The sequence below is a fragment of the Thermococcus sp. 5-4 genome (genome assembly GCF_002197185.1).
Taxonomy (GTDB): Archaea; Methanobacteriota_B; Thermococci; order Thermococcales; family Thermococcaceae; genus Thermococcus; species Thermococcus radiotolerans.
The window spans coordinates 1,222,249-1,238,465 of sequence record NZ_CP021848.1; the positions used below are offsets into that span (position 1 = coordinate 1,222,249).

Annotated in this window: 16 protein-coding genes; 6 read left to right on the plus strand and 10 right to left on the minus strand. The window is 56.8% G+C overall.

Annotated features, from left to right (window positions below):
- Positions 1–16: 16 nt before the first annotated feature.
- From CDI07_RS06765 to CDI07_RS06775, 3 genes are read right to left on the minus strand one after another with little or no spacing between them, the layout of a single operon-like run.
- The gene (locus tag CDI07_RS06765; protein ID WP_088180890.1) at positions 17–511 is read right to left on the minus strand and encodes a YfcE family phosphodiesterase; all 495 of its coding nucleotides are present in this window, start codon (positions 509–511) and stop codon (positions 17–19) included.
- Positions 512–520: 9 nt separating this feature from the next.
- The gene (locus tag CDI07_RS06770; RefSeq protein ID WP_088180891.1) at positions 521–1,432 is read right to left on the minus strand and encodes a transcription initiation factor IIB; all 912 of its coding nucleotides are present in this window, start codon (positions 1,430–1,432) and stop codon (positions 521–523) included.
- A 6-nt stretch (positions 1,433–1,438) separates the two neighbouring features.
- Positions 1,439–1,750, minus strand: coding sequence for a Gar1/Naf1 family protein (locus CDI07_RS06775; protein WP_088180892.1), 312 nt, complete (start codon positions 1,748–1,750; stop codon positions 1,439–1,441).
- A 123-nt stretch (positions 1,751–1,873) separates the two neighbouring features.
- Here CDI07_RS06775 and CDI07_RS06780 point away from each other — a divergent pair, with 123 nt between their 5' ends.
- The 3 genes from CDI07_RS06780 (at position 1,874) to CDI07_RS06790 (ending at position 3,662) form a co-directional block, all read left to right on the plus strand.
- A complete protein-coding gene (locus CDI07_RS06780) occupies positions 1,874–2,716 on the plus strand; it encodes a PfkB family carbohydrate kinase (RefSeq protein ID WP_088180893.1) in 843 nt (280 codons plus the stop codon).
- 75 nt (positions 2,717–2,791) lie between these two features.
- Positions 2,792–3,301 carry an NUDIX hydrolase gene (locus CDI07_RS06785; protein ID WP_088180894.1) on the plus strand — a complete coding sequence of 170 codons (510 nt, stop codon included), beginning with the start codon at positions 2,792–2,794 and terminating at the stop codon, positions 3,299–3,301.
- A gap of 4 nt (positions 3,302–3,305) precedes the next feature.
- The gene (locus CDI07_RS06790; RefSeq protein ID WP_088180895.1) at positions 3,306–3,662 is read left to right on the plus strand and encodes an Mth938-like domain-containing protein; all 357 of its coding nucleotides are present in this window, start codon (positions 3,306–3,308) and stop codon (positions 3,660–3,662) included.
- Here CDI07_RS06790 and CDI07_RS06795 read toward each other — a convergent pair.
- Both CDI07_RS06795 and CDI07_RS06800 read right to left on the minus strand, forming a co-directional pair.
- The gene (locus tag CDI07_RS06795; protein WP_088180896.1) at positions 3,652–5,115 is read right to left on the minus strand and encodes a hypothetical protein; all 1,464 of its coding nucleotides are present in this window, start codon (positions 5,113–5,115) and stop codon (positions 3,652–3,654) included. The genes CDI07_RS06790 and CDI07_RS06795 overlap by 11 nt on opposite strands.
- A 9-nt stretch (positions 5,116–5,124) precedes the next feature.
- A complete protein-coding gene (locus tag CDI07_RS06800) occupies positions 5,125–5,886 on the minus strand; it encodes an ABC transporter ATP-binding protein (RefSeq protein ID WP_088180897.1) in 762 nt (253 codons plus the stop codon).
- A gap of 169 nt (positions 5,887–6,055) precedes the next feature.
- Here CDI07_RS06800 and CDI07_RS06805 point away from each other — a divergent pair, with 169 nt between their 5' ends.
- Both CDI07_RS06805 and CDI07_RS06810 read left to right on the plus strand, forming a co-directional pair.
- On the plus strand, positions 6,056–8,620 hold the full coding sequence (locus tag CDI07_RS06805) for a hypothetical protein (protein WP_088180898.1): 2,565 nt from the start codon (positions 6,056–6,058) through the stop codon (positions 8,618–8,620).
- Positions 8,621–8,711: 91 nt separating this feature from the next.
- Entirely contained in the window at positions 8,712–9,614 is a 903-nt protein-coding gene (locus CDI07_RS06810) for a hypothetical protein (RefSeq protein WP_088180899.1), read from the plus strand.
- Between the two features lie 7 nt (positions 9,615–9,621).
- Here CDI07_RS06810 and CDI07_RS06815 read toward each other — a convergent pair whose 3' ends face one another.
- The gene (locus tag CDI07_RS06815; protein WP_088180900.1) at positions 9,622–10,296 is read right to left on the minus strand and encodes a TIGR00289 family protein; all 675 of its coding nucleotides are present in this window, start codon (positions 10,294–10,296) and stop codon (positions 9,622–9,624) included.
- A gap of 85 nt (positions 10,297–10,381) precedes the next feature.
- Between CDI07_RS06815 and CDI07_RS06820 the strand changes: the two genes are divergently transcribed.
- Entirely contained in the window at positions 10,382–11,665 is a 1,284-nt protein-coding gene (locus CDI07_RS06820) for a bifunctional L-myo-inositol-1-phosphate cytidylyltransferase/CDP-L-myo-inositol myo-inositolphosphotransferase (RefSeq protein WP_088180901.1), read from the plus strand.
- A 2-nt stretch (positions 11,666–11,667) separates the two neighbouring features.
- Here the strand turns inward: CDI07_RS06820 and CDI07_RS06825 are convergent, their stop codons facing one another.
- The 4 genes from CDI07_RS06825 to CDI07_RS06840 are packed head-to-tail and all read right to left on the minus strand — an operon-like array spanning position 11,668 to position 16,215.
- Positions 11,668–12,753: an ABC transporter ATP-binding protein gene (locus CDI07_RS06825; protein ID WP_088180902.1), complete on the minus strand. Its 1,086-nt coding sequence runs from the start codon at positions 12,751–12,753 to the stop codon at positions 11,668–11,670.
- A gap of 10 nt (positions 12,754–12,763) precedes the next feature.
- On the minus strand, positions 12,764–13,633 hold the full coding sequence (locus CDI07_RS06830; protein ID WP_088180903.1) for a carbohydrate ABC transporter permease: 870 nt from the start codon (positions 13,631–13,633) through the stop codon (positions 12,764–12,766).
- Entirely contained in the window at positions 13,633–14,571 is a 939-nt protein-coding gene (locus tag CDI07_RS06835; RefSeq protein ID WP_088180904.1) for a carbohydrate ABC transporter permease, read from the minus strand. The genes CDI07_RS06830 and CDI07_RS06835 overlap by 1 nt, the downstream gene beginning before the upstream one ends.
- A 9-nt stretch (positions 14,572–14,580) precedes the next feature.
- Entirely contained in the window at positions 14,581–16,215 is a 1,635-nt protein-coding gene (locus tag CDI07_RS06840) for an extracellular solute-binding protein (protein WP_088180905.1), read from the minus strand.
- Between the last annotated feature and the right edge of the window lie 2 nt (positions 16,216–16,217).

The window sequence follows — 16,217 nt, forward strand, 5'->3', positions numbered from 1 at the left end:
TGAAAGTTTTGAAACATTACCAGAAGCGTATCCTTTCGACTCTAACGCTTTTGCCGCTGACCCTCAAAAATGCAAAACCTGCGGTATCCATCCTCGGAAACGTTGGGGAGCCGGGGCTGAGGAGAACCACCCGCTCTCCGTGAACCGAGTAGATATCGTGGTAGAAGCGGTGCGTGTGGCCGAATATCAGAACGTCCGCCCCCATGTCGAGGGCCTTGAGCGTCAAGAACTGCGCATTGAGAGAGAAGAACTGATGACCGTGGAGGAGACCGATACTCACATCCTCGACATCGATGAGCCTCTCCTCGGGCAGGTTGAGGTGGTCCGCGTTTCCCCTCACGGCTACGACCGGCGCGAAATCCTCCAGTCTCTCCAGAAGTTCATGGGACGTAACGTCCCCCGTGTGGAGTATCAAATCGGGCTTTTTCTCTTCAAGATGCTGGAAAAGAAGGGAAGGAAGGTTCTTTGTTTTATCGCCGTGATGCGTGTCGCCCGTTACCGCTATCAGCAAGCCCATCCCTCATATCGGGACGTTTATGTTGAGCTTCTCGACGAGTTCCTTATACCTGTTCCTCACGGTAACCTCGGTGACGTGCGCTACCTCGGCCACCTCGCGCTGGGTCTTCTTCTCCCCCTCAAGCAGGGACGCGACGTAAAGCGCAGCGGCCGCCAATCCGGTCGGACCCTTTCCGCTCGTGATGCCCCTCCTGATGGCCTCCTGGAGTATCTCCTTGGCACGCTTCTTCGTCCGCTGACTGACGCCGAGTGCATCACCAAACCTGTCGACGTACTCTATCGGGCTGGTCGGCCTGAGGTTAAGACCGAGGCCCCTGGCAAGGAAGCGGTAGCTCCGCCCTATCTCCTTCTTCGTGACCTTCGAAACCGCGGCAATCTCGTCGAGAGTCCTTGGGATGCTTTCCATCCTGCAGGCGGCGTACAGAGCGGCGGAAACCATTCCCTCTATGGACCTCCCCCTGATGAGCTTCTTCATGACGGCCTTGCGGTAGAGCGATGCAGCAACTTCCTTAACGCGCCTCGGCAGCATCATCTGGGCCGCCATCCTGTCCAGCTCGCTGAGGGCGAAGGCGAGGTTTCTCTCGGCGGCGTCGTTTATTCTCATCCTGCGCTGCCACATTCTGAGCCTTCTCATCTTCGTACGGTACATTCCGGTTATCTGGTTGCCGTGTATATCCCTATCGCGCCAGTCTATGTCTGTGGAGAGGCCCTTATCGTGGATCATCAAAGTCATGGGCGCACCGGTTCTGGCGCGCTTTGCCCTCTGATCCGGATCGAAGGCACGCCACTCGGGACCCTCATCAATGACGTTCTGCTGAACGACGTAACCGCAGACAGAACAGACAATTTCGCCCCTCCGCGGGTCGTAAAACAACTTATCGGAGCCACAAACCGGACAAACATTCTTATCAGCCAAAAGCTCTCACCCCCTCTTTCTGGGGGCAGGGCGTCTTGCCTTTCCGCCCTTCGTGCGCCTCTTGCCGGTCTTTCCCGGCCTCGACTTCTTGCGCTTGGTATCAACGTAGAGCAGAGTCCCGACGTAATTCTCGGGATTCTTGATGCGTGGCTTCACGGCCACGTACGGTCTGTTAACTGGTCCGAACACATCCTTCACTACCCCGACCACGGTGAGCTTTTTGTCAACCACCGGGTCGTTGAGCGAAGGAACCCAGTCCGTACGCAGAATAAGGAACCCCTGCTTCGCGTAGTGAGAAACTTTGCCCAGGCGTCTCATAGCCCCACCCCAAAAGGACATATCCTTTTAAGCTTTTCGCTTTTGCCTTTATAAACTTTTCGCCGAATTTCCAAAAGGTTTTTATTTAAGTGCCCTCTAAAACAAAAGATTAGGTAGGTTAAAATGAAATGCCTCCTCGCCGGACACCTGGTCATCGACAGAATAATAAGGGGTTCGAGATTCGAAAGGAGGATCGGCGGAGGGGCCTACTACTCCGCGATAACCCTCGCAAATTTCTGCGACGTTGAGGTTCTGACCAGCGTTGGGGAGGATTTTCCGGACGAGTGGCTCGATGAACTAACCGACCGAGGGATAAGGCTCAGAATAATACCGGCCGAGAAGAGCACCTCCTACGAACTCCGTTACCTGGACGCCAACAGAAGAAAGCTCCGGCTCCTCTCAAGGGCTGCTCCAATAACGGACGTGCCGGGCGGGGATTACGACATGGTGATGCTGAACCCGGTTGCCGGGGAGATTCCCCCCGAAAGTGCCACCAAGTTCAAGAAGCTATCGGACTTTCTTGTCGCCGACGTTCAGGGATTCATAAGGGCGCCAGAAGTTGGTCCGGTGCGGCTTTGGGAGATTGATGCGTCCTTCCTCAGGGGTATGAGAGTCCTCCACGCCGACCTCACGGAAACGCGCTATCTGAAAAACTTCAACCCCAGCGATGTCGAGGTTCTCCTGGTCACCAACGGAGCGCAACCGGGTTTTGCGTACCTCCGGGGGAAGGGGTACACCTACCGGCCGGTGGAGATGGACATCGAGGAATCAACCGGCGCGGGAGACGTTTTCCTCGCGAGCTTTGCCCATTTCTACTCCCAGTGCCCGTTCATCCAGGCGCTGAAGAGAGCGAACGCGTTCACCGCCCTCTTTCTAAAGCACAGGGACTTTTCCTTCTCGATAGAAGATGTCAACGAGCTAGCTATGAGGGTCGCGGTCGAGAGGCTTAACGATATAAATCCATAGGAATAATTATGCCCGCCGATGATGAAACGTCAGCATGCTGAAGATGATGAAGAGAGACTTCCCTGAGGTGATGGTATGGACCGATACGTTCTGCTCGTTAAGGCCCCGAGGGGCTACGATATAACCCCCGTACGGGAGGAGCTCAGAGAGTTTCTCTCCAGAACCCATCCGGAGCTCAAGGTCGAGGCACACAGGTGCATAGGCCTCACCGCCGACGTAGTCATCCTGTACGGGGACGGCGTCGTACTCATAAAAAGGAAGCACGAGCCGTTCAAAGATCACTACGCCCTGCCCGGGGGATTCGTCGAGTACGGCGAAACCGTCGAGGAGGCGGCCCTGCGCGAGGCAAAGGAGGAAACCGGTCTCGACGTTAGACTCATCAAGCTCGTTGGAGTTTACTCCGACCCGAACCGCGACCCAAGGGGGCACACCGTGACGACGGCATTTCTGGCCATCGGAACCGGGAAACTGAAGGCCGGGGACGACGCGAAGGAAGTTCACGTTATACCCGTGGATGAAGCGCTGAAGTTGCCGCTGGCGTTCGACCACGGGAAGATTCTGAGGGACGCCCTGAGCCTGAGGTGATGTCATGAGGGTCGAGTTCCCTGAGTTCGGGAGGATAGTCGTGGACGGCAAGATTTACGACCACGATATCGTGATCTATCCGAGCGGAAAAATCGAGGAGCGCAAGAAATGGCTCAGCAAGAACAAGCACGGCACGAGCCACAAGCTCGACCCGGATGAGCTGAGGGAGTACCTAACGGAGGACTTCGACGTTCTGCTAATCGGCACCGGGGCCTGGGGAAGGCTCTCTCTCCTGCCGGAAAGCAGGGAGCTGGTGGCGAACAAAGAAGTCATCGAAAAGCCGACAGGCGATGCTGTGGAGCTCTTCAACGGACTCTGGGGAAAGAGGAAAGTCCTCGCGATATTCCACATCACATGTTGATGACAGCTTGAACCGCTACGAAGCCAACGGTAGCCAGAGCCAGCGCGTAGGGATAGCCGAGGAAGTACCAGAGGCCGGCGATTGCTCCGAGGGTAACCCCGTTGATTATCATGAGCACCAGAACGTGACCGAAGTTCGTCTCCGGCACGGATAGCTCGCTTTCGCCGTGATAGAAGAAGGCCAGCGCCACTGAGGACGTCAGGAGCGGAAGGATAACCGCAGCGGGAAGCAGGGCAAGGGTTCTAACGTTGAGGTACGAAACCGCTAGAACGAGGCCAACGCCGGCGGTGACCGGAACGGCGTTCATGACGAGAAGCTTCGCCCGAACGAACTGACCGACAGTTATGGGCAGACTCCTCAGGAACTCGAACTCCCTACCGTCTATTTTGAGAACCGTGTCTATTCCAACGGAGCTCATCCAGGCTATCATGAGGAGAACCGATGCGAGCGCCCAGTCCTCAACCTTTCCGGACGTGAGAATGCCGACGGCACTCGGCAGGATTATGAAGAGCGGAAAGATGAGGCCGACGAGGAGGGCGCTTTTTCTGAAGACTACCCTCAGGTCCTTCAGGGCGATCGCCACGATTGGGTGGTGGGTTTCTGCCTTGAAGCGAACGATTCTGGAGCGGGAAACCACCCTTCCCTCCTCGAGCCTGCCCCAGAGTCGCCCGAGGATGAACAGGTAGAGCGGGACGAGGATGACGAGATAGCCGAGGAGAATGAGGGAGGAGTGGGATGGATCCGTTATCGAGGCAACCGAGAACGGATATGCCAGGGAGTACTTCGAGAAGAAGGGCAGAAGGTCCTCGTAGTGCTCGTTGACGTACTGCTGGAAGTAGTTGAGGGCGTAGAAGATGCCGATGAAGAGGATAACCCCCATGGTCCTCGCCAGCGTCCTGAGCTTCGAGAACCTGCCGCCAACGCTCGCCGAGCCGAAGAACGTGAAGACGACCAGCCCGAGGACGTGGCCGAGGAAGGCCCCGGTGAGGATCCAGAGCAGGCCGAGCATGCCGGAGGTTCCGTACTTCGCCATCATCATGACGGCCGCGGGGAGGAGCGCGATGACCGCTGGGACGTTGTCTATAGCAAGGAGAACGCTGAGGTACTTTGAGCCCGTTCTTATGGGTAGGGGCTTGAGCGGCTCGAAGATTCCCATGGAGGTCGCGTAGGAAGCATTGACGGTCGTCGTGTAGAGCGCCATTATGAAGGGGAGAAGGGCGTAGGTGGCGAATATCACCGCCGCCCGGGTTTCGTCCTCGGCCCCGGCAATCGCCCCCGCCATCATGACGCCAAAGAACAGGAAGGCAACTGACTGAAGGGCCATCCCCCTCTTTATGTCACCCGCGTTCCTGAGCTGCTTCCTGAACTTCTCGGGATCAGCGGCTATCTGAGGGTTGCTCTTCAAACGCCGGTAATGGAGCTCCTTGTAGAGGATTCTGACTATCTCGAACATGCTCCCACCCTAGAGGGCATCTTTAAGGGCCCGGACTATGCTCGCCACCTCGTCCTGGCTCTCGGTGAGCTTGAGAAAGACGTCCTCAAGGCTCTCCTCGTGGGCGAACTCCTTGAGCTGCTCCACGGTTCCCTCAGCTATTATCTCGCCGTTGTAGATAACCCCAACGCGGTCGCATATCGTCTCTGCCAGCGCCAGAACGTGGGTGGAGAAGACTATGCTCCTGCCCTCCTCCCTGAACTGGAGTAGGAGTTCCCGGAGAATGCGGGCGCTCTTGGGGTCGAGACCGTTCATCGCCTCGTCCAGTATGAGAACCTTCGGGTCGTGGAGCATGGCCGCTATGAGCGACACCTTCTGCCTCGTTCCGAAGCTGAGCGAACCTATCATCTCGCCGAGATAGCCCCCTATGCCAAACGCCCTGACCATGGTCTCGACCCTCTCCTGGAGCTCTTCCTTCGGAATCCCCCTCACACTCCCCACGAAGTTGAAGAACTCAACCGGCGTTAGGCTCTCGTAGAGAACCGGCGTTTCAGGCACGTAACCGACTATCCGCTTGACGCCAAGTGAATCCTCGGCGACGTCAACGCCGCCAACAACAACACGCCCCGAGGTGGGTTTCAGTATCCCTGCCAGAATCTTCATTGTCGTGCTCTTCCCGCTCCCGTTCGGCCCAAGGAGGCCGTATATCTCGCCATCAGCAACAGTGAACGTTATTCCATTGACTGCCCTCGTCGGGCCGAAGCGCTTAACGAGGTTCTCAACCTCGATCATTCTACCACCGGATGTGATAATAATTCGCGCTTAATAAATTTTGTCCCCTGAATGACTCTTCATCGAAGAAACACTTAAATAAAATAAAACCCAAAATTGGGTAAAATCCAAACCCCTGTATGGGCTTCAATTTCGTTTCTTGCCCCGGGTTTGGGTTGGAGGTGCAGGTATGAGAAAAACCTCTCGGATTTTGGTTCTCATTTTACTAAGCGCGTTAGTTGTCATCAGCGGGTGTATCGGCACCACCCCCTCACCCACCGGAACTGGCCCAACAACCAGCGAGAACCCAACGACAAGCGGCACGGGCGAGACGACATCCACGGCGGAGAGTTCTCCAACGGAAACTGGAAGTGAGACCGGAACCCACACAACCACAGAGACAGTAACGCAAACCGAAACCCAGACTGAGACCTCGACCGAGACCTCAACACCCACTGAGACCCCCGCACCGAACGAGAGCATTCAGTACGATGAGGATGGCAATGTGATATGTGAGGGCGACGCTGACCCTGACCTCGGCTGCGAGGCTGGAGAAACCAACGACAACGGAACAGGGGCAGGGTTCTCCCTGCCAGATACCCTGATAAACGTCACCCTTGAACCCGTCATAATACCCATTTACAAGCTCACGGCAAACTTCACATACGCCGGACCGATCGGAAGCGACGCCTTCGAGCCCAACGGGGAGAAGATAGAGAAGGTCTCGATCATCACTGCCTCCACGAATCCCGGAAAGAGCGTCAAGTTCACGATAACCTTTGAGAACGAGAGCCTTGCGGCGACATACGTTCACATCCCCGTCTTCATCGACCTGTTTAGCGGCAAAAAGTACGTGTACAAGCCGACGGTTCTGCGCTTCGACGAGGGTGACGAGTTCGGGAGAAGATGGGAGCTCCATCTGTACTCAACGGGTTTCACACTCTACGAGCTGACTGGAAACGGCCCCGTCGAACTCCAGAATGGAAGCGTTCAGCTCGACGGAAGGCGCGTGAGCTTCACCGTCGAAAACTTCTCCGAAATCTTTCCCGAAAAGGTTCATCTCAGGATCTACGGCAGAACGACTAGCGATGACAACCCGAGCCTCACCTATCCTAGCGTTGGAACCTTCGTGGTGGAGGCAGGAAGGGGCTGGATTGACTACTACACCCCAGCATGGTTTGGCCTTCCAGGTGAAGACGTTGAGCTGTACATGGAGGCGAGGGGCTACGACCTGACGATGAGGCTCTACCTCGACGACCGGAAGTACCGCGACATGATGCCGATGAAGGTCTTCTTTGACAGCACCGACAACGGCGAGGCCGACTGGGTGGCTTACCTCGACGAGGACTCCTTTAAGCTGAGGGACGCGCACGGGAGCGTTTACCGCGAAGGAACGGTGAGCACCTACATCGAAAACGACAGGCACGTCGTCGAGTTCACCATCGAGAACTTCTTCTCCCTCGTCCCCTGGCGCTACTTCCGCCTCTGGTTCGCGGGCCAGGTTCAATCGCCGACCTTCAAGCCCCGCTTCCCGTCTCACAGCAACATCTGGGTGAACGCGACCAACGGACTGAGCCTCGACAAGGACGTCGACCGCTACCTCGTCATCGTCGTCGAAGACGTTTACATAAAGGGCAACAAGGACAGCGCGGAGGGCGAGATTCAGCTCGTCTCGTGGGCCTTCCCGGTTTACTGGAAGCACGAGAACGACCTTGACTGGAAGTACGGGCCGATTTACGCCGTCGGCTATCCAGCAAAGCGCTGGGTCGAGGCGGACGACCACAGCAGACTGCTCTACCACGACGAGAGGGCGATAAGCGTGAGCTATCCCTTCATCAACGGCTACCCGATTTTTGCCATGCCCCTCGATGAGGTCAAAAAATACAGGAAGGTTTACGTCCAAACCGCCGGCTGGGACTTGGACGACCCCGGCGAATACATCACCCTCGGCGTTGGCTTCTTGGTTGACGCCGCCATCGGCCTCGCCACCGGAGAAATAGGAACGGCCATGAAGTACGGCTACAACGGCGTTATGTTCATCAACCAGCTCGTCACCGGCCAGGGTGCGGCCGAGTGGTGGGGCTCAACGATAGTCAAGGACCTCGGCGGAGACCCCGATCCGGTCGGGTACAACGGCTACACGATAGACACGAACGGCAACTACCGCGACGGTGTTCTCGTTGAGGTATGGTCCGCTGACGGCAACATGAGGGTTACCTACCTCGTTCAGGAGGTTGAGGTCCCGAGGACGCTCCGCTACAACACGCTCCAGGCTTACCTCGATACCGTTCAGTTCACGAAGGACACGGAGTTCGGGGATGACGAGTATTACCTCTACGCGAGCGGATTCATATCATTCAAGCCAGAGGAGGTAGCCGATGTGCCCGACATAACGCGGGAGGAAACCACCGCGATGGTTCCCGTACAGCCGGTTAACCGCTATCCCAAGGCGGGAGTTCTTTCGGGGAACAGGTTCGCCACAAGGCCCCAGATGCTAATCATAGGCCACACGAGGGCCGACGTGCCGTTCCTCTACCTCGAATACGACGGCTGGGAAGAGGATGCTGGAAAGTGGGGCAACGACGACGACCCGATGGGACAGGTGGCTATAACGCTCCTCCTCGACGACGACTACTTCGACTGGGAGCCGAACTCCGCGATTCCAACCAAGGAGTGGAGCCTCGAGTTCCCAAGCTGCGGCGTCTCGGGCGGCTGCTCAAAGGCTTGGTTCTGGGTCAGGATAAAGGCCGACTGAGCCTTTCCTTTCTTTTACCCCCGATAAAAACAATCCTTTTAAGGGAAACGCCATTTTCAGTAAGAAACTCAAGTTAGGTTGGTGAAGAATAATGCGAAAACTCCTCTCAATGGCGGTTCTTTTCCTGGTTTTTATCGCGGCACTCGGTTCCGGGTGCATCGGCTCAAGTTCGGAAGGCGATACCCACACGGCAAGCACCGTTAGCCTCTTCAATGCAGACACGCTCCACGTGATAGTCACGCCGGACATAGAGTACTCCCACGCCGTCGTCATAAGATACGCCAACGGTTCAACGACATACATGCTCGCCGTGCCGGATGAGGACTACGTGAGCGTTGAGGACGGTAAGGTCTACATAGACGACGACTGGATAAGCCTCTCAACCGTTGAGGAGCGCGATGGGGCGTTCTACTGGGACATAACGTTCAGGGAAAGTGATGATGGTTTCAGCATAGCCACCTCAGACGGAAGCGTCTCCTACCACGTGAAAAACGGGAACTGGGATGAAACTCCCGACGTTGGGGACGCCCAGCGGTTCTACAACTACCTCGTGGGCATATTCGACAGGGCCCTCTCAAGCGAGGCTACCGTTTACGACATCGAATACTCGTACAACGATGGCGAGCTGATATCCCTTGACGACCTCGACGCCCAGAACGTTGGCAGGGGAGACGTCGAGTTGATGGCGGACGAGTTCATCACGGACGATTACTACTACTTCTACATCGGGGACAGCACCGGCTACGAGGGCATGGACGGCTACTACATGAAGGGAAGCATAGCCCCTGTTCTCGTGGGCTTTGCCATGGGGCTCGCCGATAACGACGCCAACGGCGATTCATACGTTCTGGCGGTTCCGGTCGAGTACAAGGACGCGATAACGTTTCATACCGACGAGAACGGAAAGATAGACGGCATCTATGTGGACATAAACACGGTTCCCGAAGGAACACACGCATACGTCGCTTACATGGAGAACGGGGAGTTCAGCTGACTCCCCTTCATTTCGGCTCCAGATGAGCCCTCTTGACCTCAAGCACTCCGGAATAGTTGCACTCGTTCCACTTCTTCTCGACTTCATCGAAAACTATGCGCGCCTTGAAGAAGGGCGCATCCCTGACGAAGGTCTCGAACTCACCGCCTTCTCCCGCAACGTGGATTCTGTACTTCTCGTGGAGCCTCACCAGCTCCTCTAAGGCCTTTTCGTCAATCCTCCTCCCGAGCCATCTCTCGTCCAGGCCGTAGGCGGCCGTGCCGACCATGACCACGTCGAAGATGCCGATTATCTCGCGCATATACTCGATTGGATCGCGGTGCCAGGCCGGGGCGAAGCTCTCTATGCCGAGCTCTTCAGCAACCCTGTCAACGCGCTTCTTCTGGTACTCGCTGGCTAAGGCGCCGGCAACGACACCGTCTATCCTCAGCCCCTCAAGGACGGCCTTCATGTCATCTACCTCTTTCTCCTTCTCGCCGCCCGTGAAGCCCTTCACGAGGGGAATCCCCACAGCCTTCGCCTGGAGCTCCGTGAGGTGAATGTTCGGCACGTGGTACATGTAGCTGTCATCGCGCTCGCTCACCATAGAGACGAGGTATTTGACCTCGAAACCCTGCTTCAGGGCCCAGTAGAGGGCATAGTTGGAGTCCTTCCCGCCCGAATACAGCACGGCAACGCGCATCTCTCTCACCCGAAAGCTTCAAATCATTGGTCCGATAACCCTCACTGGAGAGTGGCTCGGCGGGGGCTTTAAAAAGGTGATGCCGATGGTGCCAAAAACGGCGGTGATTCTGGCGGCAGGCCTCGGAACGAGGATGGGGAAGAGACCCAAGGGGCTCCTGAAAGTCGCCCGAAGGGAGATTCTGTACCGGACGCTAACCCTTCTCAGGCAAAACGGCGTTGAGAGGTTCATAATAGTCACCAACGAACGCTATGCAGGGCTTTACCGTGAGTTCATCGAGGGGCACGGCCTCAATGCCGAGCTGGTGATCAATCCCGAGCCGGAAAAGGGCAACGGGCACTCCCTCCACCTGGTCAAAAACCGCGTCTCTGGAAGGTTTGTTCTGGTGATGAGCGACCACGTTTACGGCGAGGAATTCATCCGGGAAGCTCTGAGGGGGAGCGGCCTGATAACGGACAGGAAACCGAGATGGACAGACGTTGGCGAGGCGACTAAGGTGAGGGTCAGAAACGGCAGGGTCGAGGGGATAGGAAAATCCCTCGACGAGTGGGACGCAGTCGATACGGGCTTCTTCGTCCTCGGTGAGACAATCTTCGAGATAACAGAGGCCTTAGAAAGGGAGAGAGAAGGGGACTACCCCGTGAGCGAGGTCGTGAAGAGGGCTAAGCTTGAGGTTACCTTCCTCGACGGCCTCCCCTGGACCGACGTTGATACGCCTTCGGACCTGAAGAGAGCCAGGAGGATGCTCGTCAAGACCGCTGTGAAGGGAACGGGCGACGGGTTCATCAGCAGGCATCTCAACAGGAAGGTTTCAACCGAGATAAGCTACCTCCTCGTCGAGAAGGCCACCCCGAACCAAATGACTGTCGTTACATTTGTCCTCGGAATGATCTCGGCCTTTTTGACGCTCCTCAGCCTCCCCCTAGCCGGAATACTGTATCAGATTAGCTCAATCCTTGACGGCGTTGATGGCGAGCTGGCGAGGGCCCAGATGATGACGAGCAGGTTCGGGGGCTACATAGATTCCCTCCTCGACCGCTACGTTGACGGCGCATTTCTGACCCTCCTTGCTTACTCAACCCTCAGAGAGCCCCTCTGGTACCTCATTGCACTCCTTGCACTCCTCGGCTCGGTGATGGTGAGCTACTCGACCGAGAGGTTCAAGGCCGCCTACGGTGAGAACGCCTACAGCTCGATTCCGGCTCTCAGAAAGCTCCCTGGTAAAAGGGATGAGAGAATCTTCCTGACGATGCTCTTTCTCTTGTATCCGGTCGAGGCTTCGGTTAAAGCGCTCTTCCTCCTTCTCTCCATAATCACGAACCTGCGGGTGGTAATGACGGCGTGGCTGATAGGGAGAAAGAAAAGCTGAGCTCACCCTTCGAGGAACTCAAGCGCCTTCTCCGTCTTCCTGTCGAAGAGGACTATCCGGTCCTTCCGGAGTTTCACCGTCACCGGCTCGCCGAAGCTGAAGTGCTCCCCCTCCGGGGCAAAGACCTTGACGAACGCCCCGTTGACCGAGACGGTAACTATCTGCTCCCTGCCGAGGGGCTCAAAGGAATAGACCGTTCCGGCGAGTCCCTCGGCGCTTCCTTTCACGACCTCTGCGTCGTGTGGCCTGAAGCCGAGGATGACCTCCGTGACCCCGAGTTTCTCAACCAGCTCCCGATACTGGGCCGGAACCGGAATCCTGCTTCCATAGACGTCGAGGTAAGATCCCCTGACCTCAGCCTCGACGAAGTTCATGGGCGGGCTTCCGAGGAAGCCACCGACGAAGCGGTACTTCGGCCTGTAATAGACGTCGTCCGGGCTTCCGACCTGAAGTATCACCCCCTCCTTTATCACGGCTATCCTGTCGGCCATGGCCAAGGCCTCGGCCTGGTCATGGGTGACGTAAACGGCGGTGATTCCAAGCTCCTTCTGGAGTCTCTTGAGCTCGGCCCTTACCTCAAGCCTCAGGAGCGCGTCGAGGTTGCTGAGTGGCTCGTCGAGGAGGAGAACGTCCGGCTCTTTGACCAGGGCCCTCGCTATGGCAACGCGCTGCTGCTGGCCGCCGGAGAGCTGCCACGGGTAGCGGTCGAGGAGGTTCTCTATGCGGAGCATCTCGGCAACTTCCCCGACCTTCTTGGCTATCTCGTCCTTCGGTGCCTTCCTCAGCTCAAGCGGAAAGGCTATGTTGTCGAAGACCTTCATGTGAGGATAGAGCGCCCAGTTCTGAAAGACCAGACCGACGTTTCTGTCCTTCGGCGGGACATCGGTAACGTCCCTGCCGTCGAAATATATCCTCCCGCTCGTCGGCCGGTAAATTCCTGCTATCGTGTAGAGGAGCGTTGACTTCCCGCTTCCCGAGGGGCCGAGGAGCGCCATGAACTCCTTGTCGGCTATCTCAAGGCTTACCCGCTTGAGGGCCTCAAAGTCGCCGAACCTCTTCGTGATGTTGTCCAGGGTGACCTTAACCATTTCAATCACCTCAGCCCTTTATTCCACCCGAGTAGCCCTGGAGGAGGAGCTGCTGGGCGGTGATGAAGAATATTATCGTGGGAAGGAGGTAGAACGTTCCGGCAGCCGCTATGAGAGGCATGTGGGAGTATTCGGCCTCTATGTTGGCCTCTATGAAGGTTGCGAGCGTGGGATAGACGAGGAACGTCCTCACGTAGATTATGTCCTGCCAGCCGGCGAGGAAGGCAAAGAGGGCAACCGCCAGAATTCCGGGCTTTATGAGGGGCAGCATTATCTTTCTCCAGACGGTTATCCGCGAGGCGCCGTCTATGATTCCAGACCACTCGAACTCCCAGGGAATAGTGTCGAAGAAGCCCTTCATGAGCCAGATCGACATGGGTATCTCTAATGCAGCCCTCGCGAGTATGACGTACGCGAAGGAGTAGAGCCCGACGACCTCGTAGTTCTGGGGGAACGTGAGGCGGTAGAGGAGGTAAACGCCGACTATGAGGGCAACGCCTGGGAAGGCGTGGAGGACGAGGAGGAGAACCATCATGGTCTTCCTTCCGCGGAAGTCGATCCTTGAGAGGGAGTACCCAGCGAGGGCGCTTATCCCGGTGACAACGCCGGCAACACCGAGGGCCACTATGAGAGTGTTGAGAGTTATGCGCCATATGTTGACCCTTATTCCACCGGTGGTGGCTATCTTCCCTTGGAAGAGGTTTATCCAGTTCTCAAGCGTCGGGTGGAAGGAGTTGGGGTCAAGGTTGGTGACCATCTCCGTGCTGAAGCTCGAAAGGACGAGGAGGAAAAAGCCCAGAATTAGCGGGAGGCTTGCAAGGAGGAGGGCGAGGATTATAAGCCGCTCGTACCTCTTGGGTCTCGTTTCCACGTCCCTCATCAGAAGTCCCCCCTGGGCTTTTTCATCATCCTCTCAAACTTGAGGACCTTGAGCGTCACGAAGCCGCCGAGGATTCCGATTATGGAGAGTATGACAGCCGCTGCAGCGGCCAATCCCTGATCCTGTTCTCCCCTGCCGAAGGCCGTGTTGAAGACGTAGAGCGCCAAGGTTGTTCCGTAGTCCCTGTTGACGAGGTCCCACTGGACGAGCAGGAAGAGGTGCGGATACGTCGTCAGCAGGCTGAGGAACTGCCACGTCAGGACGTAGAGGAGGTGCCATTTAATCATCGGAATCAGAATCCGCCTCGATATCTGCCAGGAGGAGGCACCATCGACCCTCGCGGCTATGACGAGTTCCTTGGGTATCTGATTCAAGGCCGAGGTGAAGACTATCATTCCGAAACTTACACCCACCAGGCCGTTGACGAAGATTATCACACTCCACGCCCCCCAGGGCGTTACCTGACCCCAGGGGATGGGCTCCGAGATGAGGCCGAGACTCATGAGGATCGAGTTCAGGGTTCCGATTTCACTCCCGTGGAAGAAGTAGTACCAGACGAGGCTGTAAACCGCTATCGGCGACATCCTGGGGAGGAGCCAGAGGAGCCTGTACGAGGAAGCAGGCCTCTCGTTGATGAAGAAGGTCGCAAGAGCCAGCGCAAGGCCGCCGAAGACGTTTATCATGAGCGTTATTCCAACGAATACGAGGGTGGTCAGGATTACGGCCTTAAACGTCGGGTCGTGCTGGAACATGTAGAAGAGCCTCTCGTAGTTGTAGAGGCCCACGAACTCGGTAAGGTACCTGTCAACGTTCCAGTTCCTCATCCGGGTCATGCTTATGTAGATGGTCATGACTAGGGGCACCAGATAGAACAGGAACACCATCAGCACCATTGGGGAAAGAAAGAAGGAAAGGTCCCTGAGCTTCCCCTTTGTCATGGCATCACCTCATCCCTGCGGGAACTTCCAATCCTTGGGTATCTCACCCTGTATCTCGACGTTCTGGGCGAGCTCCGGGTCAGCCTGAACCTTCTGGATGATGTAGTTGACGGCCTCCTCCGGGGTCATCTCGCCCCTCAGAACCTTGTCGACAGCCTCCTTGAAGATGTCGGCCAAAGCCGGATACTTCGGGTGGGCTGGAGCGAGGTGGGTGTACTCGAGCATGTAGCTGACGTCCGCCAGGAACTGGGCGTTTATCGGGTTGACGGTCGCTTGGACTATGTCCCTGATGTTGTTCTTCACCTCGTCGCTCAGGTCGAGGTTGAGCGCTTTGAGGTCGTTGAGCCACTTCTCGTCCTTGATCAGCTTTGCCGCCTCTTTTCTCACGGGCAGGTGGGCGGAGATGACGCTGTGTATGGCGTTTATATCAGGATCGCTGGCCTTGATGAGCATCAGGAAGGCGAGCTTGTGGTAAACATCCTTGAGCTCGTCGTACTTCGGGTTCAGCTGGCCCGCCTTGGAGTTTATCATCCAGACGAAGGGCTGGCTGAGGGTTACCGGCTTGTCCCCCTTCTCTCCAGCGGGGAAGAGGGTGTAGTAGAACCAATCCCTCACCTCCTCAGGCTTCAGGCCCCTCGGTGTTCCGCCCTTGGCGTAGTACTGCTTGGTCTGCCACTCGGTCCAGTACCAGGTTCCGCCTATGTCGAAGAGCGTCCTTCCCTCGACTACGGCCGGGTGTATCTGCTTGGCCCAGTCCCAGCTCATTATGTCCTCTGGAAGGAGGCCATCGCGGGCAAACTTCCACTCAACGTAGAGCCACTTGTAAACTGCCGGAACGTCGACGACGAGCTTTCCGGTGTTCGGGTCGTAGAGCTTTCCACCGAAGGCGAAGATGAACTGTATCAGGTCGGGATGTGCCGAACCCTTCCTGTGGATGAGGCCCCACTCGGCGGCGCCTTCATCCTTGGCCTTCTTGGCCCAGTAGTAGACGTCGCTCCAGGTGAACTCGCCGTTCTTCACCTTCTCATCGAGGCCGTTGAGGTCGAACCCTATCTTCTGAGCCACGTCCTTCCTTATGTAGAGCGGCCTCGCCTCGGTGTCCTGCGGCAGGCCGTAGAGCTTTCCGTTGAACTTGGAGGCCTCGATCAAGGACGGATAGAAGTCGTCGATAACGCTCTGATAGGCCTTGGCGTAGTCCGTTATGTCGAGTATGTATCCCTCGTCAGCCAGCGTCGGCAGGAAGGCGTAGCTGTTCACGAAGAAGTCCCCGGCCTGTCCGAGGGGCTGCTTGCTGAGGTACTCCTTGTAGGCATCCTGGAAGGAGGCAACGTAGTGGGTCTCAGTTACGACGATCTTGACGTTGATTCCGTTGTCGGCCCAGATTTTGTTTATCCTCCTCGCGGCTTCCACTATTCCGTAAACCCTCATGACGCTGTTCGGATCGCCGGAACCCCAGGCGGAGAACTTGACCTCGTTAACACCGTTCTGCTCCAGAACCTTTCCTATCTCCACAACGTCCTTGGTGAAGTCGCCCGTAAGCTGAACCTCAGCCTGAGAAGTCTTCGCTTCCTCGCCGCCTATGCAACCACTGGCGACCACTCCGAAGATCACCAGTGCAATCAGCCAGAGTGCCGCGGCCCTCATGG